This window comes from Streptomyces sp. BK340 (assembly GCF_007827595.1).
Classification (GTDB): domain Bacteria; phylum Actinomycetota; class Actinomycetes; order Streptomycetales; family Streptomycetaceae; genus Streptomyces.
Genome location: NZ_VISR01000022.1, coordinates 163,911 through 186,803, shown reverse-complemented (window position 1 = coordinate 186,803; position 22,893 = coordinate 163,911). Strand labels below are relative to the sequence as shown.

Genomic DNA, 22,893 nt, shown 5'->3' with positions numbered 1-22,893 from the left:
GTGTGGTGCGTTCCTAGACAGCTCCACCACACCGGAGGTCTTCGCCATGATCAAGACCCAGTGTCAACAACGCTCGTGATCAATACACCTAGGCCTTGCTGTGCGAGAACAGCTTCAGCACCGGCACCCCCACCTTGTGCCGGGCCCTGGAGGCCCAGTCCCGGTGGAAGAACTCCTCCACGTAGTGCGGGTCGGTCAGCACGATGACCTCGTCCGCGCCGGCTTCGGCGACCAGGGATTTCAGCGCATCCAGCGGATGGTCCTCGACCAGCCGCCCCACGGCCTCGGCGCCGGCGGCCCGCAGGGCCTGGAGGGACACGTCGAGAGCCTGCTGCCCGACGCTCCGCGCCTCGTCGCCCTCGGGTGTCCTGCCCTCGCGGCGGGCCTCCTCGAGTTCGCCGAGCGCGATGTCGTCGATGGCCCGCAGCAGCCGGTCCGCCTGGTCGCCGCGCGGCTGCAGGAGCACGTGGAAGGAGACCTGCTCGTCTCCGTGCAAGGTGGTGACGAACTCCACGTCGGCGGACGTCAGTGCCTTCTCGATCATCAGAACGCTTGTGAACACGCGGCGCCTCTTCCCTCCGTGGGCCCGGCATGGCCCTGCGGAAACCATCCTGCCCCGTGTCGCACGAGTTGTGCCGGACCTAGTCTGCCCGTCCGAAGCTAAACGGAACGGTAGATTCCGCCGTTTTCAGGACCGGCGGTAACGACTGAACAGGAATCCGTCCTCCTCCAGCAGGGACTCGAGTCCGAAGCGGCGCGGGACGGTGACGGACGGCCCTCCGGCGATGCGCTGCGCGTCCCCCGCGCTGAGCATCGGCGACACGGTCAGGCACAGCTCGTCGAGCACGTCCGCGGCCACCAGCTGGCCGAGCAGGCGGGGCCCGCCCTCGGTGAGCTGGCGCGTGTGACCGAGGTCGGCGAGGGCGCGCACCGCGCGGGCCGGGTCGACACCCATGCCCTCCCCGGCGACGACCACCCGGGCACCGGCCTTCTCGGCGGCCGCGACCCGGTCCGGGGCCGCGGCGGCACCGGTGAGGATCACGGTGGGCACCAGGGGCGAGGTGAACAGGGGCAGGGAGAAGTCGAGGTCGAGGCCGGCGGTGACGATCGCGATCGCCGCGGCGGGGCCCTGTCCTGCGGCCTGCCGGGCCGCCGCGAACTCCGCACGCGCGCGTGCCGGGCGGTACCCCTCCTGCCGTACCGTTTCCGCACCCACCACGATCACGTCCGCGAGCGCCCGGAGCGTGCCGAAGACGCGCATGTCGGCCGCGCTGGAGATGGGCTGGGAGTGCCCCTGGTGCTGAGCGGCGCCGTCGAGGGTCGAGACCATGTTGGCCCGCAGCCACGGCTGCCGGGCCCCGGAACCCGTCTCCGGATACGCGTAGGCGGCGGCCAGCTCGGCGAGGCTCCACTCGCGGTTCACGAGTGCGTCGGCTCCGGCGGGCCCACCCGGCACGGGAGCCCCTGCCGCCCCGCCAGCCCCCTCCCTCTCCGGGCCCCCACCGAAGGCCTGGGGTGCTGTTTCGTAGGTCACAGGGAACAGGCGTCGCATGACGTGCAGTGTGACACGGCGCTTAGCATGGGTAACCGTGTCGTCCTCCACCACCGCCCCCGGTTCCAGCCCTCTGACCGATGCGGGCCCCCTCTCTCTGTGCACCCGCGAGCCGCACGTCCCCGCGGACCGGCTGGTCGCCGAGATGGTGCCGCCGCCGCGCTTCGACTCGGTGCGCTTCGCCACGTACATCCCGGACCCGAACCAGCCCAGCCAGACCGAGGCCGTGGGGGTGCTGGACGGCTTCGCGGCCGGGCTCGGCGGCGCCCACGCCTCCGGCGCCGGCCGGCGCGGCCTCTTCGGGTTCGGCAGGGCCAAGGCGCCCAAGGCCCCGGCGGGCCCCCGCGGCGTCTACCTGGACGGGGGCTACGGCGTCGGCAAGACCCACCTGCTCGCCTCCCTGTGGCACGCCACCCCGGCCGAGCCCGCGCTCAAGGCGTTCGGCACCTTCGTGGAGCTGACCAACCTGGTCGGCGCGCTCGGCTTCCAGAAGACCGTGCAGACGCTCAGCGGGCACCGCCTGCTGTGCATCGACGAGTTCGAGCTGGACGACCCGGGCGACACCGTGCTCGTCTCCACGCTGCTCGGCAAGCTGGTCGAGGCGGGCGTGGCACTCGCCGCCACCTCCAACACACTGCCCGGCAAGCTCGGCGAGGGCCGGTTCGCCGCCGCCGACTTCCTGCGCGAGATCCAGGGCCTGTCCGCCCACTTCCGCGCCCTGCGCATCGACGGCGAGGACTACCGCCACCGCGGCCTGCCCGAGGCTCCCGCGCCGTACTCGGACGAGCAGGTGACCAAGGCGGCGTACGCCACCGCGGGCGCCTCGCTGGACGACTTCCCGCACCTGCTGGAGCACCTGGCCAAGGTGCACCCGAGCCGGTACGGCGCCCTCACCGACGGGGTGAAGGCGGTGTGCCTGACCGACGTGCGGCCGGTGCCGGACCAGTCGACGGCGCTGCGGCTGGTGGTGCTGGCGGACCGGCTGTACGACCGCGAGGTCCCGGTGCTCGCCTCGGGCCTGCCCTTCGACCAGCTGTTCAGCGAGGAGATGCTGAACGGCGGTTACCGCAAGAAGTACTTCCGCGCGATATCCCGGCTCACCGCGTTGGCCCGGGACGCGAAGGGCCTCGTCGACTCGTAGTCAAGAGCCGGATCTCGCCACCCGACCGGCACTTTTCACGCTCTCTTGGACTCGTAACGCCCAGTTAACCCTGCAAAGGACTTTGCAGGGTTAACGTGTTTCTTGACCAACCATTGACCAATGCTTGGTGCGTGGAAGAGGTGTGAACTCCTGGGAGGAGGGTGCGTGTTCCGAGGTACGACAGCCCGGACCCTGCTTGCCCTGCTCGCCACCACCCTGCTCGCCCTGCAGTTCTTCGCACCCACGGGAACCTTCGCATCCGCGCATACGCTCAGCCATGCGAAGGCCAAAGCCGCACCCGAAACCGTGCGCCCCTCGCATCCCGTGCGCAACAGCACGATCGCACTCCGTGACGGCGGCTGCACCCAGGATCCCGGCGGGGGCCACCACCTGCGCGACCGGCAGCGCGGCCCCGCCTCCGGCTGGGCGCAGGAACACCCGCTCATAGCCGGGCAGGCGGCGACCCCACGATCGCCGGGCACGTCCGGTGCCCCGCACCACCGCACCACGAGATCCTCCAGAGCCCACTCCCCGGCAGCTCTTCAGGTCTTCCGCTGCTGAGCGACGGCTCATCCCCCACGAACGCCGTGCAAGCCCGACGCGCCGCTGCGGCGCGCCAGGAGGAGTCCACACACATGCAGCCCCTCATCGACAACGCCCGTACCTTCGGACAACGCCCTGAGGAGTTCGCCAAACTCGCAGAAGGCCAGTCACCGCAGGTCCTGTTCATCACCTGCTCCGATTCCCGGGTCGTCCCGGCCCTGATCACGGGCGCCCGCCCCGGCGAGCTCTTCGAGCTGCGCACCGCGGGCAACATCGTCCCGCCGTACACCTCACGGCACCCCAGCGGCGAGGCCGCCACCATCGAGTACGCCGTGGAAGTGCTCGGCGTCCGCGACATCGTCGTCTGCGGCCACTCGCACTGCGGCGCCGTCGGCGCGCTGGTGCGCGGCGACGACCTGACCGCGGTACCCGCCGTGCGCGACTGGCTCGCGCACGCCACCCCGCGCCCGGCCGGCGCGGCCGAGGACCCGGAGGTCGCCGAGGGTGTCCAGAGCCATGTCCTGACGCAGCTGCTGCGGCTGCGCTCGTACCCGTGCATCGAGCGGAAACTGGCGCAGGGGCAGCTGGACCTGCACGCCTGGTACTACGAGGTGCACACCGGCGCCGTACGCACGCACCGCCCGCAGTCCGACACCTTCGAAGCCCTGTGAGCGCGCCGATGAACAGTCCTCTCATATCCCGTTTCCCTCATCTGAGGCAGGACTTCGCCGCCTCCCTCGTCGTGTTCCTGGTCGCGCTCCCGCTGTGCGTGGGCGTGGCCGTCGCCTCCGGAGTGCCGGCCGAACTCGGGCTGGTCACCGGCATCGTGGGCGGCCTGGTCACCGGGCTGATGCGCGGCAGCAGCCTGCAGGTGTCCGGGCCGGCCGCCGGACTGACCGTGCTCGTCTTCGAGGCGGTCAAGGAGTTCGGGCTGCCGATGCTCGGCGCCATCGTGCTCACCACCGGCGTGCTGCAGCTGCTCATGGGCACGCTGAAGCTGGGCCGGTACTTCCGGGCCATCTCGGTCTCGGTCGTCGAGGGCATGCTGGCCGGCATCGGACTGGTCCTGATCGCCGGCCAGCTGTACCCGGCCATGGCGGCCAAGGCTCCCGACTCGGGCCTGGGCAAGATGGCCGGGCTGCCGAGGGCGTTCCTGGACGCCCTCGGGGCGGGGCCGGCCCTCACCTCGCTCGCCCTGTGCGCCGGCACCGTCATGGTGCTGGCGCTGTGGAAGCACGCACCGGCCAAGGTGCGCACGGTGCCCGGTCCGCTCGCCGCGGTCGGCCTCGCCACACTGGCCGCCCTGGTGCTCAGCCTGCCGGTGGCCACCGTCGAGGTGAAGGGGCTGCTGGGCTCCGTCCAGCCGCCGCCGCTCGACGCCTTCACCGAGTTCGCCGGTGTCGGGGTGCTCGGCACGGTCGTCGCGTTCACGCTGATCGCGTCCGCCGAGTCGCTGTTCAGTGCGGCGGCCGTGGACCGGTTGCACGACGGTCCGCGCACCAAGTATGACAAGGAGCTGATCGCCCAGGGCGCGGGCAACGCGGTGTGCGGGCTGCTCGGCGCGCTGCCGATGACCGCCGTGATCGTGCGCAGCGCGGCCAACGTGCAGGCGGGCGCCCGGACCAAGGCGTCCCGCGTGCTGCACGGCGTCTGGCTGCTGCTGTTCGCGGCGCTGCTGCCGGGCGTGCTCGCCTACATCCCGATCCCGGCCCTCGCGGGCATCCTGATCTACTCCGGCGCCAAGCTGGTGCCGGTCCGGGCGCTGGTCGTGCTGTGGCACGGGCACCGGGGCGAGGCGCTGATCCTGGCCGTCACCGCGGTGTCGATCGTGGCGGTCAGCATGTTCGAGGGCGTGCTCATCGGCCTCGCGCTGGCGATCGTCAAGACGGCCTGGGAAGCCTCGCACCTCCGGCTGGACATCGTCGACAAGGGCGCGGGTCCCGTCGAGGCGTACCTGTCGGGCAACGCGACCTTCCTGCGGCTGCCGAAGATGCTCGACAGCCTGGAGTCACTGCCCCAGGACCGCCCCGTCCGGCTCGACCTGTCCGGCCTGCACCACCTGGACCACGCCTGCCGCACGGCCCTGGAGAACTGGGCCGAGCGCCACAGCGCGTCGGGCACCGAGCCGGTGGAGGTGACCGCACCCGAGGAGCCTGCCAGAGCCACGGTCGCCTGATCCGGCCGCCGGCCCCGGGCCGGGGCGCCGACACCCCTCGGCGCCCCGGCCGGGCCTTTCGGTACGCCCATGGCTTCCGTACCGGCCCGGAACTATCGTTACAACAGCGGACAAAGCAAGGCCTCTCCCTGAGGAGGTCACCATGCTCCAGGATCTACTGGGGGCGCTTGCGGCGCTGGGTTCCGTCGGGGTCGTGTACTTCGCGATGGCGGCACGTGTCGTCAAGCAGTACGAGCGGGGGGTGCTCTTCCGGCTCGGGCGGGTCACGAGTGAAGTACGCGAACCGGGTCTGAACCTGGTGATCCCGTTCGTGGACCGGCTGCACAAGGTGAACATGCAGATCGTGACCATGCCGATCCCGGCCCAGGAGGGCATCACCCGCGACAACGTCACGGTGCGCGTGGACGCGGTCGTCTACTTCCGGGTGGTCGACTCGGTGAGTGCGCTGGTGAAGGTCGAGGACTACAAGTTCGCGGTCTCCCAGATGGCGCAGACCTCCCTGCGGTCGATCATCGGCAAGAGCGACCTGGACGACCTGCTGTCCAACCGGGAGAAGCTCAACCAGGGCCTGGAGCTGATGATCGACAGCCCGGCCGTCGGCTGGGGCATCCAGGTCGACCGGGTGGAGATCAAGGACGTGTCCCTGCCGGACGCGATGAAGCGGTCCATGGCCCGCCAGGCCGAGGCCGACCGGGAGCGCCGGGCCCGGATCATCAACGCCGACGCCGAACTGCAGGCCTCCAAGAAACTCGCCGAGGCCGCCCAGCAGATGTCCGACACGCCGACCGCGCTCCAGCTGCGGCTGCTGCAGACGGTGATGGCGGTGGCGGCCGAGAAGAACTCCACGCTGGTCCTGCCGATCCCGGTGGAACTGCTGCACTTCCTGGAGAGAGGCCAGCAACCGGAGAGAGGCCAACAGGGGGAGAGGAGCCAGCGGGAGGAGAAGGGCCGGCAGGAGCTCGCGCCGCACGCGGACGGAGCCCCTCCCTCCGGCTAGCGTGCCGGACATGCGCAGAGGCTGGGTGATCGCCGTGGCCGTGATGGCCGTCGTACCGGGTTGCGCGGACGGGGGCGGCTCGTCCTCGGCCCCCTCCCCCGCCACCACGCCGAGGCTCACGGTCACGAGCCCCGCGTACGCCGACGCCGCAACGATCCCGAGCCGCTACACCTGCGACGGCGAGAACGTCTCACCCCCGCTCGCCGTCACCGGCGTACCCCCGCGGACCGCCTCCATGGCCCTTCTGCTCCAGGACCCCGACGCCCCGCGCGGCACCTTCACGCACTGGCTGGTGTGGGACATCGGCCCGCGCACCACGCACCTGACGGCCGGCGAGCGCCCGCAGGGAGCGGTGGAGGGCCGCAACGGGTTCGGGAAGACGGGCTACGGCGGCCCCTGCCCGCCCCGCGGCGACAGCCCGCACCACTACGTCCTCACGGTGTACGCGACCGACCGCCGCCCGGACCTCGCCCCCGACGCCGCGCCCGCCGACCTGCTCCGGGCCCTGTCCGGCCACACCCTGGCGACGGGCACCCTGACCGGAAGGTACGGCCGCTAGCCGCCCGTACGCCGTACGTACGCCGTACGGGCGGCGTGACCTCGGAGTCGAATGTCATATCACCGCATAACCGGGCATTCGGTCCTACTTTCGTACGGTGATTGCATCAGCACTCCGTATCACCGCCGTCTGCACCCTGGGCGCGGCCCTCGCCGCCTGCGGCACCGCGGGCACCCCCGGCCCCGCACGGCCGGCCCACGCCAAACCGGCCGCCTCCCCGTCCGCCTCGCGGCCGCCCGTGCTCGCCCCGGGTCCGGGCGGTCAGACCCCGGTGTTCGAGCACGGCCCGCGCAGCCTGGGCAAGACCGTCGCACTGACCTTCGACGCGGACATGACCGCCGACCAGGGGCCCCGCGCCGCCTCCGGCGAGCACTTCGACAACCCGGACCTGATCGGCACCCTGCGCACGCTGAAGGTGCCGGCGACCATCTTCATGACCGGCCGGTGGGCCGAGCAGTACCCGGCGCAGGCCCGTTCGCTCGGCCAGGACCCGCAGTTCGAGGTGGCCAACCACTCCTACAGCCACTACGCCTTCACCGCCGACTGCTACGGCCTGCCGACCGTCGAGCCGGACCGGATGCGCAAGGACGTCGAGCGGGCGTACGCGGCCTTCCGCGCGGCGGGTGTGCCCCACCCGCTGCCGTACTTCCGCTTCCCCGGCGGCTGTTACGACCGTCAGGCGCTGCGCGCGCTCAGCGGGGTCGGGGTCACCGCGGTGCAGTGGGACGTGGTGAGCGGTGACGCGTTCGCCACGGACGCCGACGCGGTCGTCCGGCAGGTGCTGGACGGGGTGAAGCCCGGGTCGGTGGTCGTCATGCACTGCACCCGCAGCGCCGCCCCGACGACCGAGCAGGTCGTCCGGACGGTCGTACCGAAGCTGCGCAAGCAGGGCTACCGGTTCGTGAAGGTCTCCGAGCTGATCGGCGAGACGAACGGCCACCGCTGACCGTTCTGCGCCGAGGGCATGAGCGACGCGGCGGGCCGTCGGCCGACGGAGGCTGTGCCCCGTCCGCGAGTGGCAGGAGGCACAGCGCACCGCCTGTTCAGGGTGAGCGGCGGGTGGTGAGCGCGCACGCCGCCGCGAAGGCCGCGGCGGTGACGAGGACGGCCCCGGCCAGGGGCAGCAGCGGCACCGGGATCCGGCCGGACTGCGAACCGGTCACCAGACCGCTGACCGCGGCCTGGGCCGGGGAGCCGGCGACCACCACCGACAGCAGCGCGGCCAGGAGCATCGCGGGCACCGCGCGGCCGGTGGAATGCAGCACCGGCCGGTTGGTGAGCGCACCGACGGCACTGCCCAGCAGGGCGCAGGCCAGGGCGGCCAGGAGCCCGGCCAGGCCGGCCTCCAGTGGCGGGACACGGGTCCGATGGCCGTTGCTCACCGGGTCGCTGATCAGCGTCATGACCAGGGTCGCCAGCACCCCGAGCGCCGCCGAGGCGAACAGCGCCGTCAGCAGGCAGGCCAGGTGGGCGCGGACGGGTCCGCGCGCCGCGGCGGCACAGGCACGGGCGGCGTCCGGCTCGCCCGTGACACAGATCCGCACCAGCCAGGCGGCCACCGGCAACAGACCGGCGGCCGCGTAGCCGAGCGAGTCGAGCACCGGCTGACCGCTCTGCACGCCGACCCCGAGGAAGGCGACGTAGAGGATCACCGGCGGCAGCCAGCGCTGAGAGCGCAGCAGCAGGTCGGCCTGGTAACGCAGGAGAGCGGTCATGGGCGGCTTCCGGGTTCGAGTGGGGTGGCGCCGTCCGGCTCGACGCTCACCACGTGCCAGGGCGGGCGGGCCGTCAGCAGGGCGCGCAGGAGAACGTCCGAATGGGAGGCGGGGACGGCGAGGCGGTGGACGCCGGGGGCCGTCTCCTGCGCCGAGGTGACCGTCCGCACCGTGTCGGGCGCCAGCTGCACCCCCGGCGGTCCCTGCACGGTGACGCGGGTGAGCGGCCCGGCAGGCGGCGAACTCCGGCCGTCCGCACCGGGCTTGATGCCGCCGTCCACGACGGTGTACGTCGCGTCGGGCACTCCGGCCAGGCGGCGCGGGTCGTGATCCACGAAGACGACGGCACCCCCGGCCGCGGTCCGCTCGGCGACCGCCCGCTCGAGCTCGGCGCGCGCGGCCGTGTCCAGCCCGGTCCACGCCTCGTCCAGGACCATCAGCTCCGGGTCGGCGAGGAGGGCCTGCGCCACGGCGACCTTCTGGCTGCTGCCCTTGGAGAGGCGTGACATGGGCGTACCCGCGTAGGCGGCGGCGCCGAACCGCTCCAGCCAGCTGTGTGCGGCGTCAGCGGCGGTCCTCCGGGAGAGGCCGTGGATGGTGCCGAGGTGGGTCAGGTAGCCGGACGCGGTGAAGGGCAGGGCCGAGGGGAAGCGCTCGGGGACGTAGGCCGTGCGCGGGCGCCCGGTGACGCGGCCTTCGGTCGGGGCGTCCAGGCGGGCGATGACGCGAAGAAGGGTTGATTTTCCGGTGCCGTTCGCTCCTTCGATGCGGGTCAGGGTTCCGGGGGTGAGCGTGAGGTGGATGTCTCTTAACACCCAGGGGCCGCGGATGCCGTAGCGGCGGCCTACGGCGGTCAGTCGTAGGTCATGTTGCATGGGGAGATTTTGTCCGGTCCCGCCGCAGGGGCTGATCCTGGGTCCGGTCTTCGAGACGTCCGTGCCGGTCGCGCCCGCACGTCGGAGCCGCAAGAACCGCACGGTCCCGCGCCCCTTAAGGTTGGCTGGTGTGAGCCATGTTCCCGCGCCCTCGAGTGACAGTCCCTTCCAGACCGAGCCCAACCCTCGTGACGAGGCACGGCAGTACGTGCTGCCTCTTGTCGTCCGCATCGAGCGCAGTGCTCCTCCCGCCCGTACCGATGCGCTGGAGACGGCCGCTCGGGCGGTGCTTCTGCTGCTGAGCGACGAGCGGGCCGTCGGGGACGGCGAGTGGGCCGGTACCGTGCGGGACTGGGAGGACGCGCGGATCCGGAAGGTCGTACGGCGGGCCCGGGGATCGGAGTGGCGCCGGGCCGAGGCGCTGCCCGGGATCACGGTGCAGGGCAAGTCCGCCGAGGTGCGGGTCTTCCCGCCGGTTCCGCTGGACGGCTGGCCGAAGGACCTGGCGAAGCTGCAGGTGTCGGGGACCGAGCTGGACGATCCGGAGCCGCCCGTCCCAGCCGGTCACGGCGTGCCGGTGCTGTGGCTGAACCCGGAACTCGAGATGTCGGCCGGGAAGGCGATGGCCCAGGCGGGGCACGGTGCCCAGCTGGCCTGGTGGGCGCTGTCCGACGAGGAGCGGACCGCGTGGCGGGAGGCCGGATTCCCGCTGGCCGTCCGCATCGCCGAGCCCGCCGAGTGGGGCCGGCTGACCGGCAGCGGGCTGCCGTTGGTGCGCGACGCCGGCTTCACCGAGATCGCGCCGGGCTCCTGCACGGTGGTCGCCGACCACCCCGCGCTGCGGTAGGGGCGCCGGTGACTCGCCTCGACGGGCGCGTCGAACGGGGCAACCGGACCCGGCAGCTGGTGCTGCGCCGGACCGTGGAGATCGCCTCGGTCGAGGGGCTGGAGGCACTGACCGTCGGCCGGCTGGCCACCGAGCTGGAGCTGAGCAAGAGCGGGGTGTTCGCGCTCTTCGGCTCCAAGCAGGAACTGCAGCTGGCCACCGTGCGGGAGGCGGCCCGGATCTTCACCGAGCGGGTGATCCGGCCCGCGGGCGAGGTGCCGGCCGGCATCGGACGGGTGTGGCAGCTGTGTGAGTTGTGGCTGGAGTACTCGCGGGGCCGGGTGTTCCCGGGCGGCTGCTTCTTCTACGGCGTCATGGCCGAGTTCGACGCCCGGACGGGCCCGCTGCACGACGCGGCGGTCCGCGCGCAGCGCGACTGGTCGGCCCATGTGGAGCGCACGATCAAGGAGGCCCGCACCGCGGGTGAGCTGCGCGCCGACACGGACGTCGCCCAACTGGCCTTCGAGCTGGTGGCGTTGCTGGAGACGGCGAACGCCCTGTCCGTACTGCACGCCGAGGAGACCGCCTACCGCAGAGCCCGGGCGGGCATCGCACGGCGGTTGCGGGACACGGCGGCGGGAGAGGTCCCGGTTCCCGAAGCCCCTTGAGGGGACGAGTCGTTGAGGACTGCGGCGGGGCGCTGAGAAGTGCGGCGGGGCGCCGATCAAAAAAACTAGCACGACCGTTCGCACAGTTTTATGCTCGCCCGCATGACCGTCACCGAGAGCGACATCGTGGAACTCGACCGCATCGCCGTGCACGAGGCCGTGCGGATGGTGGGACTGGCGGAGGAGTCGGACTGGGAGCGGGACACCCCGTGCGCGGGGTGGAGCCTGCGGCGGCTCGTGGCACACATGACCGCGCAGCACCTCGGCTTCGCGGCGGCCGCGCGGGGTGCGGGGCACGAGGCTGCGCACTGGCGGGAGCCGGAGGACATGCGGGACCCCGCCGGGGCGCACCGGGTGGCCGCCACCGCCGTACTCGCGGCCTTCGCCGAACCGGGCGCGGCCGAGCGCGAGTTCGCTCTGCCGGAGCTGGGCGGGCCCGTCCCGGGCGGCCGGGCCGTCAGTTTCCACTTCGTCGACTACGTGGTGCATGCCTGGGATGTCGCCGCCGCCCTCGGCGCCCGCCTGGAACTGCCGGACCATGTGCTCGACGCCGCGCTCGCCGTGGCGCGGCGCGTGCCCGGCGACCCTGCCCGGCGCGGACCGGGGTTCGCCTTCGCCCCTGCGCTGGAGGTGCCGGCCGGGTCCGGGCCCCTGGAGGAGGCGTTGCGCCTGCTGGGCCGGGCCCCGCAGGAGTGGCCGGTGCGGGGGTGACGAGCGGCGAACCTCAAATGTTGCTCTGAAGGCACGGGCCCGGGGGTTGGGGGCCGGGCGCCGGGGCCATACCCCCGTCACTCGGAGAAGGAGGGGGTGGAGCGGTGCGGCGACTGGGGACGGGAATCGGCTGGCGGCCGGAGATCGCGGACGCCGTGGAGCGCATGCCGGGCATCGACTGGGTGGAGGTCGTGGCGGAGAACGTCTGCCCCGGACACCTCCCGGACTCGCTGCTCGGGCTGCGCGAGCGCGGGGTGACCGTGATACCGCACGGCGTCTCCCTGGGCCTCGGCGGTGCGGACCGGCCCGACGAGGGCCGGCTGACGGCGCTGGCCGAGCGGGTGGAGGCGCTCGGCGCGCCGCTGGTCACCGAGCACATCGCGTTCGTGCGGGCGGGCGGCGCGCTCACTGCCTCCCCGCACCTGGAGGCGGGCCATCTGCTGCCCGTGCCGCGCACCCGGGACGCGCTCGACGTGCTCTGCGAGAACGTGCGGATCGCACAGGACGCGCTGCCGGTGCCGCTCGCCCTGGAGAACATCGCCGCGCTGTTCTCCTGGCCGGGCGAGGAGATGACCGAGGGGCAGTTCCTGGCCGAGCTGGTCGAGCGGACCGGGGTGCGGCTGCTCATCGATGTGGCCAACCTGCACACCAACCACGTCAACCGGGGCGAGGACCCGGCCGAGGCGCTCGCCGCGCTGCCCCTGGAGGCCATCGCCTACGTCCATGTCGCGGGCGGCTTCGAGCGCGACGGCGTCTGGCACGACAGCCACGCGCACCCCGTGCCGCGTCCGGTGCTCGACATCCTGACCGACCTCGCGTCCCGGGTCGCACCGCCCGGGGTGCTGCTGGAGCGGGACGAGAACTTCCCCGATCCGGCCGAGCTGGAGCGGGAGTTGGGGGCGGTCCGGGGGGCCGTGACGGCCGGCCGGGGAGCCATGACGGCAGGCCGGGCGACCGCGCCGGCCGGTGGTACGGCGAAGCCGGGCGGGGGCGTCGCCGTCCTGGCCCCGCCCGAGGCCCGGCAGCGGCTCGGTGTCGCGCAGGCCGCGGTGCTGTCCTCGCTGGTGGCCGGGACGCCGGTGCCGGAGGGGTTCGACCGGGTGCGGATGGGGGTGCAGGCGCGGGCGCTCGCGGCGAAGCGGGCGGATGTCGTGGCCAAGGTGGCACCCGAGCTGCCTGTGCTGCTCGGGGAGGGATACCGGGTGGCGTTCCTCGCGTACGCGCGGGTGCGGCCGATGAGCGGGGGGTACCGGCGGGATGCGCTGGACTTCGCGGAGCATCTGCTGAAAGTCGGGCGCCCCGAGGATGCGAGGGCACGGCGCCGGCTGCGCGAGTGGTGGCTGGACCGGTCGGGTCCGACGCCGCGGCCGCCGGGGCTGTCGGCGCGGGCGAAGGTACTGCTGCGGAGACGTTGAACAGCGGCGCGACCAGCCGGAACGCACCCGGAACCGGCCCGCGGGCCGCTGCTCGACGGCGCGGTGCAAGGTCACCCCGGACGCCGAAGTAATATGCCAAGCCCGCCCCCGCCGCACGAACCCCCGGGGCGCGGAGCAGGAGGCACCATGCGACCGCGACCCCCCATCAAGGGCCGAGGCATATTCAGCGGCACAGGACTCATCATCACGGGCCTGGCGGCGACCACCGCGGCGCTGCTCTTTCCGGTCTGGTCCTACGCCGACCGATCGGGCACGACCGACGCGAACACACTCAGCACACAGACCGTGACGACCCCGTACGGCCCGCTGTCCGCGCAGGACCGGGACCTCGTCACCAAGGTCCGGCTCGCGGGCCTGTGGGAGCTGCCCGCCGGACAGATGGCGGAGCGGAAGGGGACCACACAGGCCGTACGCGACGCCGGACAGCACCTGGTCAACGGCCACACCTCCCTCGACGCGCACGACCGCACCGTCGCCACCCAGCTCGGCATCCCCCTGCCCGACGAGCCCAACGAGCAGCAGAGGCAGTGGCTCGTGACCCTGAACTCGGCGCAGGGCCAGGACTTCGACCGCAAGTTCACGAGCATCCTGCGCCTCGCCCACGGCCGGGTCTTCTCCCTGGTCGCCCAGGTCCGCGCCGGCACCCAGAACACCCTGGTCCGCGACCTGGCCGACGACGCCAACGCGACCGTGCTGGACCACATCAAGATCCTGGAGGCGACCGGGTACGTCGACTTCTCGGCGCTCGCCCGGGACCTCGCGGCGTCCGCCTCCCCCGTGCCCACTCCCCCCGCGGTCGACCCCGCCTCCGCGGTGCCGGTGGCGCCCTCGCCGTCGGCGACCTACTCCCTGCCGCCCGCCGCCGTCGGGCCGCCCCCGACGAACAGCCCCTGACCTGCGGGAAAAACGGAACGTCACAGACCTGCAACACTCGGTCCGGATGGTGAACAAGGCATGGCGTTTCCCAGGCCCCTGGCATAGAAACACGTCATGTTCTGGGTCCTTCTGCTGCTCCTGGCCTGGGCGTTCGCCGGTATCACGTGCACCCGGCTGTGCCTGGCCGCCGTTCGCGCCGTGGCTGTCGACACGGACCGCACCGCCGCGGACCACGGGCATGCCCTGACGCTGTACGAGGCGGCGTTCCTGTCCGGCGGCCCGGCACGCGTCGCCGACGTGACCATGGTGTCCATGGCCCGGCAGCGGCGGCTGCTGCTCGCGCACACCGGGTGGGCCACGGTCGTGGACCCGCGGGGCCACGACGAGATGGAGCAGTCCGTGATAGGGGCGATAGGGCCCGAGGGGCAGGCCCGGATCGCGCCGGTGCGCGCCGCCGCCGCCGGTGCGGAGGCCGTACTCCGGCTCGCCGACGGTCTGGTGCGCGCGGGACTCGCGGTGCCCGACGGCGCGCGTACGACCGTGGCGGCGGGAGTGCGCCAGGTGCGCGGCGCCGCACTGGTCGTGTCCGCGCTGGGTCTGACCGCGCTGCTGATGCCCGGTCAGACCGGCATGCCGCGCCTCCTCGTCGCCCTGTGGTTCGCGCTGCCGCTCATCCTCACCCTCAGCTGTCTGGCCATCGCCCGGGTCGAGGTGCATCCGTACTCGCGCTGGGCCTCCCCCGCCGGACAGCGGCTGCTGGGTGCGCTGCCCCGGCGTTCGGCCGGTGACGGCGACGAGCGTTCCTTCCTCACCTCCGTCGCCGTACGCGGTGTCCGCGCGATCGGCGAACCCGGACTGCGCGCGGCCTTCACCCACCGCGACCAGCCCTGGCGGGAGTGAGGCCGGACCCGGGGGCGCATCGGGGGCATTGACCGCGACACCCGCCGGGCGGTGCTTGCCTTCACCGGCGACCGAACGAAACATCCCTTCTGTCGTCGCCGGGGCCGTGGCAGCCGTGCCATCGCCGCCGCGCACGGAAAGGGATACGCGATGAGAGCAGCCGCCCTGTACTCGGCCGCCGGTTCCTTGCTCCTGACCACCCTGGCCGCGGCCCCGGCGGGCGGCGCCCCGGCCGTTCCCGGCGCGGCGGAGCTGCACGGGGCCGCGGTGGCCGCCGCGCGCGCCCGTACGGCCGGGGTCGACTTCGCCAAGTGCGCCGCCGAGATGCACGCGCCGGCCGGCCTGCAGTGCGGCACGGTGAGCGTTCCGCTGGACTACGCCCACCCCTACGGCGAGCAGATCGAGCTGACCGTCAGCCGGGTGCGCGCCACCCACAAGGACCCGCACAACAGCAAGCGGAAGGTGCCCCGGCAGGGCGCCCTCGTCTACAACCCGGGCGGTCCCGGCGCGTCCGGCATGTACTTCCCGATGATCGGCACGTTCCCCGAGTGGAAGCGGATCGCCGCCGCCTACGACCTGGTCGGCTACGCCCCGCGCGGGGTGGACCGTTCGGCACCGCTGTCGTGCGTGGATCCCAAGCACTTCTTCAAGGGACCCACCCAGTCGCCGACCCACCCCTCCGAGCAGTACAAGCGGCAGCGCATCGACCAGGCGAAGGCCTACGCGCGCGGCTGCGGCGGGCGGTCGGGCGGCAGGCTGCGGTTCTACAACTCGCTCAACAACGCCCGTGACCTGGACGTCCTGCGGGCGGCGCTGGACGAGGACCGGCTGACCTTCATGGGAGCGTCGTACGGCACCTACATCGGCGCGGTGTACGCGACGCTGTTCCCCTCGCACCTACGGCGGATGGTGCTGGACTCGGCGGTGGACCCGGACCCGGCGAAGGTCTGGTACCGCGACAACCTCGACCAGTCGGCCGCGTTCGAGGACCGCTGGACCGACTTCCGCGAGTGGGCCGCCCGGCACGACGACGTCTACCGGCTCGGCGACACGGCGGCGAAGGTGCAGCGCAGTTACGACACCGCGCGCGGGCGGCTGGCCGCGAAGGCCGCGGACGGGAAGGTCGGGCCGGGGCAGCTGCAGAACGTGTTCCTCGGCGCCGGGTACTACGACGACTACTGGCCGAGCCGGGCCGCCGCGCTGTCGGCGTATCTGAAGGGCGATGCGAAGCCGCTGGTCCGGCTGGCGGCGCCGAGCCCGGAGACGGCCGCCGAGGCCGAGAACGGCAGCGCGGTGTACACGGCCGTCGAGTGCAACGACGCGTCCTGGCCGACGGACTGGAAGGTGTGGGACCGGGACAACACACGGCTCGCGCGCGTGGCGCCGTTCGAGACCTGGGACAACGCGTGGATGAACCTGCCGTGCGCCTACTGGCCTGCACCCCGGCAGCAGCCGCTGGACGTGCGCACCGGACCCGGTGAGGTGCCGCAGGTGCTGATCCTGGCGGCCGAGCGGGACGCGGCCACGCCGTACGCGGGGGCGCTGGAGATGAACCGGCGGCTGGCCGGCTCGGTGCTGGTGACCGAACGGGACGCGGGCACGCACGGGATCGGGGGCGGCCCGAACCGGTGCGTCAACGCGCACCTGGACGCCTACCTGCTGGAGGGCCGGCTCCCGGGGCGGCACACGGCGTGCGCGCCGCGCCCGGAGCCGCAGCCCGAGGCGCCGGCGGACAACGCCCCCAGGAAGTCCCTGCGGGACTCCCTGAAGGGCAAGGCCGCCTAGGCGAGCCCGGCGACCAGGTCGGCCACGGACTTGCGGCGCCCCGTGAAGAACGGAACCTCTTCGCGGACGTGCATGCGGGCCTCCGAGGCGCGCAGGTGACGCATGAGGTCGACGATGCGGTACAGCTCGTCTGCCTCGAAGGCGAGCACCCACTCGTAGTCGCCGAGCGAGAACGAGGCGACCGTGTTGGCGCGCACGTCCGGGTAGCCGCGGGCCATCTTGCCGTGGTCGGCGAGCATGCGGCGGCGGTCCTCGTCCGGCAGCAGGTACCAGTCGTAGGAGCGCACGAACGGGTAGACGCTCACGTAGTTGCGGGGCGTCTCGTCGGCGAGGAACGCCGGGATGTGCGAGCGGTTGAACTCGGCGGGGCGGTGCAGCGCCATGTTCGACCAGACCGGCTCCAGGTGGCGGCCCAGCCTGGTGCGGCGGAAGAGGTTGTACGCCTCCTGCAGCTGGTCGCTGGTCTCGGCGTGCCACCAGATCATGAGGTCCGCGTCGGCACGCAGGCCGGAGACGTCGTAGGTGCCGCGGATCGTCACGTCCTTGGCGGCGAGCTGGTCGAACAGCTCCTGGACCTCGTCGGCGTAACCCGCGCGGTCCTCCGGCAGGACCTCCTTCAGCTTGAAGACCGACCAGAGGGTGTAGCGGATGACCTCGTTGAGGTCCTTGGCCAGCTTGCCCTTGTTCGGGACCCTGCCGGACTCGGTGGTGGGGGCGTCGTCACTCATGGTCCCTATTCTCCCGCTCCGCCGTGCAGGCTCTGCACCGGGTTGGCCGTCAGTTCGCGGACCCCGCTCAGGTCGCCGCCCAGCTGGTCCACCGCCGCGTACGCGCTCGCGATGCAGGCGGGGATGCCGACGCCGTCGTACTGCGCGCCGCACACCGCGAGGCCCGGCAGCTTGGCGACGTGTTCGCGGATGCGGGCCACGCGCGCGTGGTGGCCCACCGGGTACTGGGGCAGGCCGTCGGTCCAGCGGGTCACCCGGGTCTGCAGCGGCACGGCGGCCAGGCCGGTCGCCTCGCGCAGGTCGTGCCGGGAGACCTCGACCAGCTCGGCGTCCTCGCGCTGGAGGATCTCCGTCTCGCCGTGACGCCCGACGGAGGTGCGCAGCACCACCACGTCCGGGTCCTCGTCCGCGATCCAGCCCCACTTCTGGGAGGCGAAGGTCGACGCCTTGACGGTGCGGCCGTCGACGGGCGGCACCAGGAAGCCGCTGCCCTCGGGGAGGGCGAGGTCGGAACGCCGGTAGGCGAGGGTGATCAGGGCCATGGAGGCGTACTCGACGGTGGCGAGTTCGGCGGCCGCGGCCGGGGCCTCGGCGCGCAGCAGGCCGGCGGCCGTGTGGGCGGGGACGGCGAGGACGACGGCGTCCGCGTACAGCACACGGTGACCGGCCACGACGCGCCACGCGGCGTCCGGCCGCGGCGCCCCGGCGTCCTCGTGCGCACCCGCGGCCACGCCGTCCGGCGCCCCGTCCGAGACGTCCGGATCCGCCCCGGCCCGGCGCAGCTCCGTCACCGGTGTCCCGGTCAGGATCTCGCCGCCGCGCGCCCGCACCGCCTCGGCGACCGCGAGCGGCAGCCGGCCCACCCCGCCCTCGATGCCCATGAACACGGGCCCGGTCTGCCGGCCGGCGGCGGCCCTGGCCTGGATGTCGCGGACGGCCGCCGTGAGCGAGTCGTGGGTGCGGGCCGCCTGGAAGAGCTGCGGGACGGCCGAGCGCATCGAGATGCGGTACGCGTCGCCGGCGTACACCCCGCCCAGCAGGGGATCGACCAGGCGGTCGACGACCTCGCGGCCGAGCCGCTCCGCCACGTACTCCCCCACGGCCACGTCGTCGCCGACCTCCGTGCGGGGCAGTGCGGCGTCGCGCTCGATGCGGGCCAGGCCCTCGTCGGACAGGACACCCGCCAGGGCGCCGGCCGTGCCGGGGACGCCCATCACATGGCCCTTGGGCATCGGGCGCAGGGCGCCGCGCGTCCAGATCGAGGCGGTCGCGGTGGCCGGCGGCCGGAGCTGCTCGGCGAGGCCCACCTCGCGGGCCAGGGCGACCGCCTCGGGGCGGCGGGCGAGCATCGACTCGGCGCCCAGGTCCACCCGTACGCCCGCGATCTCGCCCGGCAGCAGCTTGCCGCCGACCCGGCCGGAGGCCTCCAGGACGGTCACCCGCAGCCCGCGCTCCAGCAGCCGGTGGGCGGCCGCCAGCCCGGCGATACCGGCTCCGATGACGACGGCGTGCCCCGTGTGCGTACCCGTTGCGCTCATGGCCCCACTCTCTCAGACCTCTTCGGCACCCCCCGCCCAAGGCCCGGAGTCCGGGACGAGTCCGGACCGTGACCGCATCGGAACCGACGCGATCCAACGTTCCCCGCGGCACCGGCGTCGAAGGAGCGTCGTCGCAAGTCACCGTCATCGGGGGTCCGCCCATGCGCACACCGCACTCCGCACGTTCCGTCCAGGTCCTGGCCGGGGTCCTGCTCGCCGCCGCCCTCGCGCTCGCCGGGTGCAGCGGCGCGGACGACTCGGGCGACGCGAAGTCGGCCGCGGGGCGCCCGGCACCGCAGGCGGGCGCCGCCGGGGCCAAGGCGGAGGACGCCAAGTCGGCCCCGGGAACGCCCAGGCCGATTCCGAGCGCCATCATCCGCACCGCCTCCCTGACCGTCGAGGTCAAGGACGTGCCCAAGGCACTGGAGGCCGCCCGCACCACCGCCGCGAGCGCGGGCGGCTACGTCGGCAAGGAGAGCACCAGCCGGGACGCCGAGGGCCACGAGCAGACCCGGGTCGTGCTGCGCGTGCCCACCGAGAAGTACGACGAGGTCCTCGCCGACCTGCAGGGCGCCGGGAAGCTGGTCGAGCGCACGGCGAAGGCGCAGGACGTCACCGACCAGGTCGTGGACGTGGACAGCCGGATCAAGTCGCAGCGGACCAGCGTGGCCCGGATCCGCGAGCTGATGGACAAGGCGACCAGGCTGAGCGACGTCGTCACCCTGGAAGGGGAGTTGAGCAGCCGGGAGGCGGACCTGGAGGCGCTGCTCGCGCAGCAGGCGTCCCTGAAGGACCGCACCAGCCTCGCCACCATCACCCTGGCCCTGTCCGAGACGCCCGTGAAGAAGGCCGCCGAGGACGACACCCCCGGCTTCGTGGACGCCGTGTCGGGCGGCTGGCACGTGTTCGTCACGATGCTGCGCTGGATCGCACTGGCCCTCGGCGCGGTCCTGCCGTTCGCCGCGCTCGCGGCACTGCTGGCGCTGCTGTGGCTGCGCGTCGTACGTCCCCGCCGGCCACGCCACGCCCAGCCCGCACCCGCGGCGCCGACCACCGCCCCGCTGCCCCGGGCCCGCCGGGTACCGGACCCGTCGAGCGTGCCCGACGAGGACTGAAATGATCTCGCCCTCTAGCGTGTTCACATGAGCATGAGTAGCGGGCGGGGCGACAGGGAACGGCTGGTCGTGATCGGCGGTGACGCCGCGGGGATGTCCGCGGCGTCGCAGGCGCGCCGGATGCGGGGGCCGGACGAACTGGAGATCGTGGCCTTCGAGCGCGGCCACTTCTCCTCCTACTCGGCGTGCGGGATCCCGTACTGGGTCGGCGGTGACGTGCCCGAGCGGGACCGGCTGATCGCGCGCACACCGCAGGAGCACCGCGCGCGGGACATCGACCTGCGGATGCGGACGGAGGTCACGGAGATCGACGTCGCCGGCCGTCGGGTACGCGCGCGTGACCTCGCTTCCGGGGGCGAGTCCTGGGTGTCGTACGACGGACTCGTGATCGCGACCGGCGCCCGCCCGATCCGCCCGGACATGCCCGGCGCGGACGCCCCGGGCGTGCACGGCGTGCAGACACTCGGCGACGGCCAGGCCCTGCTGGACTCGCTGGTCCACACGGGCGGCCGGCGCGCGGTCGTCGTCGGCGCCGGATACATCGGCGTGGAGATGGCCGAGGCGCTGATCAACCGCGGCTACGAGGTGACCGTCGTCAACCGCGGCAGCGAGCCGATGTCGACGCTCGACCCGGACATGGGCCGCCTGGTGCACCGGGCCATGGAGGGACTCGGCATCACCATGGTGAACGACGCCGAAGTCACCAAGCTGCTCACCGGGCAGGACGGCCGGGTCCGCGCGGTGGCCACGGAGGACGCCGAGTACCCGGCGGACGTCGTGGTCCTCGGCATCGGGGTACGCCCGGAGACCGCGCTCGCCCGGGCGGCGGGCCTCCCCCTCGGCGCCCACGGCGGCCTGCTCACCGACCTCGCGATGCGGGTGCGTGGCCACGAGGAGATCTGGGCGGGCGGCGACTGTGTCGAGGTGCTGAACCTGGTCTCCGGGCAGGAGCAGTACGTCCCGCTCGGCACCCACGCCAACAAGCACGGCCAGGTCATCGGCACCAACGCCGGCGGCGGTTACGCCACCTTCCCGGGCGTGGTCGGCACGGCCGTCAGCAAGGTCTGCGACCTGGAGATCGCCCGCACCGGCCTGCGCGAGAAGGACGCCCACCGCGTGGGCCTGCAGTTCGAGACCGTCACCATCGAGTCGACCAGTCGCGCCGGCTACTACCCCGGCGCCTCGCCCATGACGGTCAAGATGCTCGCCGAACGCCGCACCGGCCGTCTGCTCGGCGTCCAGATCGTCGGCAGGGAGGGCGCGGCGAAGCGGGTCGACATCGCGGCGGTGGCCCTCACCGCGGGTATGACGGTGGAACAGATGACAGCCCTGGACCTGGGCTACGCCCCGCCTTTCTCACCGGTGTGGGACCCGGTACTGGTGGCGGCGAGAAAGGCCACGTCGAAGGTACGGGCGACGTGACCGACCTGCGGGGCGCGGGGCTGCGGATGCGCGGCTCCGCCGCACGGGCGCGACCGGCCGCGGATCACCCGCGCCCCGCAACGCTCCTAGGCCGTCCCGGTGCTGATCCGCGGCAATGAGGTGACCCCCGCACTCGACGTCACGGCCGCGGGCTGTTCGGCCGAAGGCTTCGCATGAGAGGCGGACGTCCGAGCCGACCGCAGCCGATGGCTCACCGCCTCGTCCAACGTCACGGGCCGCTGCATCTGCGAGGCCAGCCGCCCCGCCTCCTGACCCAGCCGCGCAACGTCCTCCCAGGGGAGCCTCACCACCAAAGACAGCTCGGCCTCACCATCGGGCAGAGCATGCATCGCCGAAACCTGCGGAGCTTCCATCGCCTGTCCTCACCTCGGTTGAGAACACATACGCAGCCCCGCCCGGCCGCGTTCACCGATTCGCGCGCCCCATCGCGGGAACTACTTCTGTGTGGTCATCCCCGTCCATGACGTGAACCCCGCACGCCGCACGCCCTACGTGACGTACGCGCTCATCGCGGCGAACGTCCTCGTCTTCCTCACCATGCCCGGCATGGCCGGCTCCGTGGCGGGCGGCAGCGATCTGGCGCAGCTGTGCCATCTGCAGGCGTTCATGGACCACTACGCGGCGGTCCCAAGGGAGTTGATCCACCATCAGCTGCCGCAGCTGGTCCCGACGGGCGACGTGGGCCTGGGCCCGCACGGCCCGGGCTGTGTGGTGGGACCGGCCCGCTATCACAAGTCCCCGCCACTGTCCGTGTTCACCGCGATGTTCCTGCACGGAAGCTGGCTGCACCTGCTGGGCAACATGCTCTTCCTGCTGATCTTCGGCAACAACGTCGAGGACCGGATGGGCCACATCCGCTACTTCGTCTTCTATGTCGTCTGCGGCTACGCGGCCGGTTACGGCTTCGCGCTGCTCAACGACTCCTCGCACGACCCGCTGATCGGCGCCTCCGGGGCGATCGCCGGAGTCCTCGGCGCCTATCTGGTGCTGTATCCGAGGGCGCGGGTGTGGGTCCTCGTCCCGTTCCTGGTCTTCCTGCCGCTCAGGCTGCCCGCCTGGCTGGTGCTGGGCTTCTGGTTCGCCCTGCAGGCGGTGTACTCCTCCGGGCACGGCATCTCCGGTGCCGGCACCGTGGCCTACGCGGCCCATGTGGTCGGCTTCGTGGCGGGCATGCTGCTCGCCTGGCCGCTCAAGCCCGGCACTCCGCCGCCCCCGGAGCCGCCCCGCCTGCTGTTCGGCAGGCAGGCCCGGCCCCGTCAGGTGTGGTGACCGGGCTCCCTCCGAGCGGGCCCCCTACGAGCGGGCCGGC

General features: G+C 72.9%; 24 protein-coding genes and 1 pseudogene. 17 read left to right on the top strand and 8 right to left on the bottom strand.

Annotation, left to right across the window (positions count from 1 at the left end):
• Positions 1-88: 88 nt before the first annotated feature.
• Both FB157_RS32180 and FB157_RS32175 read right to left on the bottom strand, forming a co-directional pair.
• Complete coding sequence (locus tag FB157_RS32180; RefSeq protein ID WP_145884182.1) at positions 89-562, bottom strand: indole-3-glycerol phosphate synthase; 474 nt, start codon at positions 560-562, stop codon at positions 89-91.
• A gap of 126 nt (positions 563-688) precedes the next feature.
• Entirely contained in the window at positions 689-1,552 is an 864-nt protein-coding gene (locus tag FB157_RS32175) for a pyrimidine reductase family protein (RefSeq protein ID WP_145884181.1), read from the bottom strand.
• A gap of 37 nt (positions 1,553-1,589) precedes the next feature.
• On the opposite strand from FB157_RS32175, the gene zapE reads away from it, so the two are divergent.
• The 7 genes from zapE to FB157_RS32140 all read left to right on the top strand — a co-directional run bounded on the left by zapE (position 1,590) and on the right by FB157_RS32140 (position 7,914).
• On the top strand, positions 1,590-2,693 hold the full coding sequence (gene zapE / locus FB157_RS32170) for a cell division protein ZapE (protein ID WP_145884180.1): 1,104 nt from the start codon (positions 1,590-1,592) through the stop codon (positions 2,691-2,693).
• Between the two features lie 165 nt (positions 2,694-2,858).
• The gene (locus tag FB157_RS32165) at positions 2,859-3,254 is read left to right on the top strand and encodes a hypothetical protein (RefSeq protein ID WP_145884179.1); all 396 of its coding nucleotides are present in this window, start codon (positions 2,859-2,861) and stop codon (positions 3,252-3,254) included.
• A 74-nt stretch (positions 3,255-3,328) separates the two neighbouring features.
• A complete protein-coding gene (locus FB157_RS32160; RefSeq protein ID WP_145884178.1) occupies positions 3,329-3,907 on the top strand; it encodes a carbonic anhydrase in 579 nt (192 codons plus the stop codon).
• An 8-nt stretch (positions 3,908-3,915) separates the two neighbouring features.
• A complete protein-coding gene (locus tag FB157_RS32155) occupies positions 3,916-5,412 on the top strand; it encodes a SulP family inorganic anion transporter (RefSeq protein ID WP_145884177.1) in 1,497 nt (498 codons plus the stop codon).
• A 142-nt stretch (positions 5,413-5,554) separates the two neighbouring features.
• Positions 5,555-6,409: a slipin family protein gene (locus tag FB157_RS32150; RefSeq protein WP_145884176.1), complete on the top strand. Its 855-nt coding sequence runs from the start codon at positions 5,555-5,557 to the stop codon at positions 6,407-6,409.
• A 10-nt stretch (positions 6,410-6,419) separates the two neighbouring features.
• Complete coding sequence (locus FB157_RS32145; RefSeq protein ID WP_222440990.1) at positions 6,420-6,968, top strand: YbhB/YbcL family Raf kinase inhibitor-like protein; 549 nt, start codon at positions 6,420-6,422, stop codon at positions 6,966-6,968.
• 97 nt (positions 6,969-7,065) lie between these two features.
• Positions 7,066-7,914: a polysaccharide deacetylase family protein gene (locus FB157_RS32140; RefSeq protein ID WP_145884175.1), complete on the top strand. Its 849-nt coding sequence runs from the start codon at positions 7,066-7,068 to the stop codon at positions 7,912-7,914.
• A 97-nt stretch (positions 7,915-8,011) separates the two neighbouring features.
• On the opposite strand, the gene FB157_RS32135 is transcribed toward FB157_RS32140, so the two are convergent.
• Together FB157_RS32135 and FB157_RS32130 are read right to left on the bottom strand one after the other, a co-directional pair.
• On the bottom strand, positions 8,012-8,683 hold the full coding sequence (locus FB157_RS32135; RefSeq protein WP_145884174.1) for an ABC transporter: 672 nt from the start codon (positions 8,681-8,683) through the stop codon (positions 8,012-8,014).
• Positions 8,680-9,558, bottom strand: coding sequence for an ATP-binding cassette domain-containing protein (locus tag FB157_RS32130; protein WP_145884173.1), 879 nt, complete (start codon positions 9,556-9,558; stop codon positions 8,680-8,682). The genes FB157_RS32135 and FB157_RS32130 overlap by 4 nt, the downstream gene beginning before the upstream one ends.
• Positions 9,559-9,688: 130 nt before the next feature.
• Between FB157_RS32130 and FB157_RS32125 the strand changes: the two genes are divergently transcribed.
• The 7 genes and pseudogenes from FB157_RS32125 to FB157_RS32095 all read left to right on the top strand — a co-directional run.
• The gene (locus FB157_RS32125) at positions 9,689-10,405 is read left to right on the top strand and encodes a peptidyl-tRNA hydrolase (RefSeq protein ID WP_261386673.1); all 717 of its coding nucleotides are present in this window, start codon (positions 9,689-9,691) and stop codon (positions 10,403-10,405) included.
• An 8-nt stretch (positions 10,406-10,413) separates the two neighbouring features.
• The gene (locus FB157_RS32120; protein ID WP_145884171.1) at positions 10,414-11,052 is read left to right on the top strand and encodes a TetR/AcrR family transcriptional regulator; all 639 of its coding nucleotides are present in this window, start codon (positions 10,414-10,416) and stop codon (positions 11,050-11,052) included.
• A 102-nt stretch (positions 11,053-11,154) separates the two neighbouring features.
• Positions 11,155-11,763, top strand: a complete 609-nt coding sequence (locus tag FB157_RS32115) for a TIGR03086 family metal-binding protein (RefSeq protein WP_145884170.1) — start codon at positions 11,155-11,157, stop codon at positions 11,761-11,763.
• A 104-nt stretch (positions 11,764-11,867) separates the two neighbouring features.
• Complete coding sequence (locus FB157_RS32110; protein WP_145884169.1) at positions 11,868-13,178, top strand: DUF692 domain-containing protein; 1,311 nt, start codon at positions 11,868-11,870, stop codon at positions 13,176-13,178.
• A 147-nt stretch (positions 13,179-13,325) separates the two neighbouring features.
• Positions 13,326-14,093, top strand: coding sequence for a DUF4142 domain-containing protein (locus FB157_RS32105; RefSeq protein ID WP_145884168.1), 768 nt, complete (start codon positions 13,326-13,328; stop codon positions 14,091-14,093).
• Between the two features lie 96 nt (positions 14,094-14,189).
• Entirely contained in the window at positions 14,190-14,975 is a 786-nt protein-coding gene (locus FB157_RS32100) for a TIGR04222 domain-containing membrane protein (protein WP_145884167.1), read from the top strand.
• Between the two features lie 150 nt (positions 14,976-15,125).
• Positions 15,126-16,610 (top strand): annotated as a pseudogene (locus tag FB157_RS32095) (alpha/beta hydrolase); the annotation flags it as partial.
• Positions 16,611-16,627: 17 nt separating this feature from the next.
• Here FB157_RS32095 and FB157_RS49720 read toward each other — a convergent pair.
• From FB157_RS49720 to hemG, 3 genes are read right to left on the bottom strand one after another with little or no spacing between them, the layout of a single operon-like run.
• Complete coding sequence (locus tag FB157_RS49720; protein ID WP_398947572.1) at positions 16,628-16,711, bottom strand: hypothetical protein; 84 nt, start codon at positions 16,709-16,711, stop codon at positions 16,628-16,630.
• Between the two features lie 45 nt (positions 16,712-16,756).
• Complete coding sequence (hemQ, locus tag FB157_RS32090) at positions 16,757-17,488, bottom strand: hydrogen peroxide-dependent heme synthase (protein ID WP_145884165.1); 732 nt, start codon at positions 17,486-17,488, stop codon at positions 16,757-16,759.
• A gap of 5 nt (positions 17,489-17,493) precedes the next feature.
• Positions 17,494-19,026 (bottom strand): protoporphyrinogen oxidase, encoded by a 1,533-nt coding sequence (hemG, locus tag FB157_RS32085; RefSeq protein ID WP_145884164.1) that lies wholly within the window; start codon positions 19,024-19,026, stop codon positions 17,494-17,496.
• A gap of 161 nt (positions 19,027-19,187) precedes the next feature.
• On the opposite strand from hemG, the gene FB157_RS32080 reads away from it, so the two are divergent.
• On the top strand, positions 19,188-20,141 hold the full coding sequence (locus FB157_RS32080; protein ID WP_145884163.1) for a DUF4349 domain-containing protein: 954 nt from the start codon (positions 19,188-19,190) through the stop codon (positions 20,139-20,141).
• A gap of 27 nt (positions 20,142-20,168) precedes the next feature.
• The gene (locus FB157_RS32075; protein ID WP_145884162.1) at positions 20,169-21,563 is read left to right on the top strand and encodes an FAD-dependent oxidoreductase; all 1,395 of its coding nucleotides are present in this window, start codon (positions 20,169-20,171) and stop codon (positions 21,561-21,563) included.
• An 86-nt stretch (positions 21,564-21,649) separates the two neighbouring features.
• On the opposite strand, the gene FB157_RS48810 is transcribed toward FB157_RS32075, so the two are convergent.
• Complete coding sequence (locus FB157_RS48810; protein ID WP_145884196.1) at positions 21,650-21,913, bottom strand: hypothetical protein; 264 nt, start codon at positions 21,911-21,913, stop codon at positions 21,650-21,652.
• Between the two features lie 115 nt (positions 21,914-22,028).
• Between FB157_RS48810 and FB157_RS32065 the strand changes: the two genes are divergently transcribed.
• The gene (locus tag FB157_RS32065) at positions 22,029-22,853 is read left to right on the top strand and encodes a rhomboid family intramembrane serine protease (RefSeq protein WP_145884161.1); all 825 of its coding nucleotides are present in this window, start codon (positions 22,029-22,031) and stop codon (positions 22,851-22,853) included.
• The last annotated feature ends 40 nt before the right edge of the window (positions 22,854-22,893 follow it).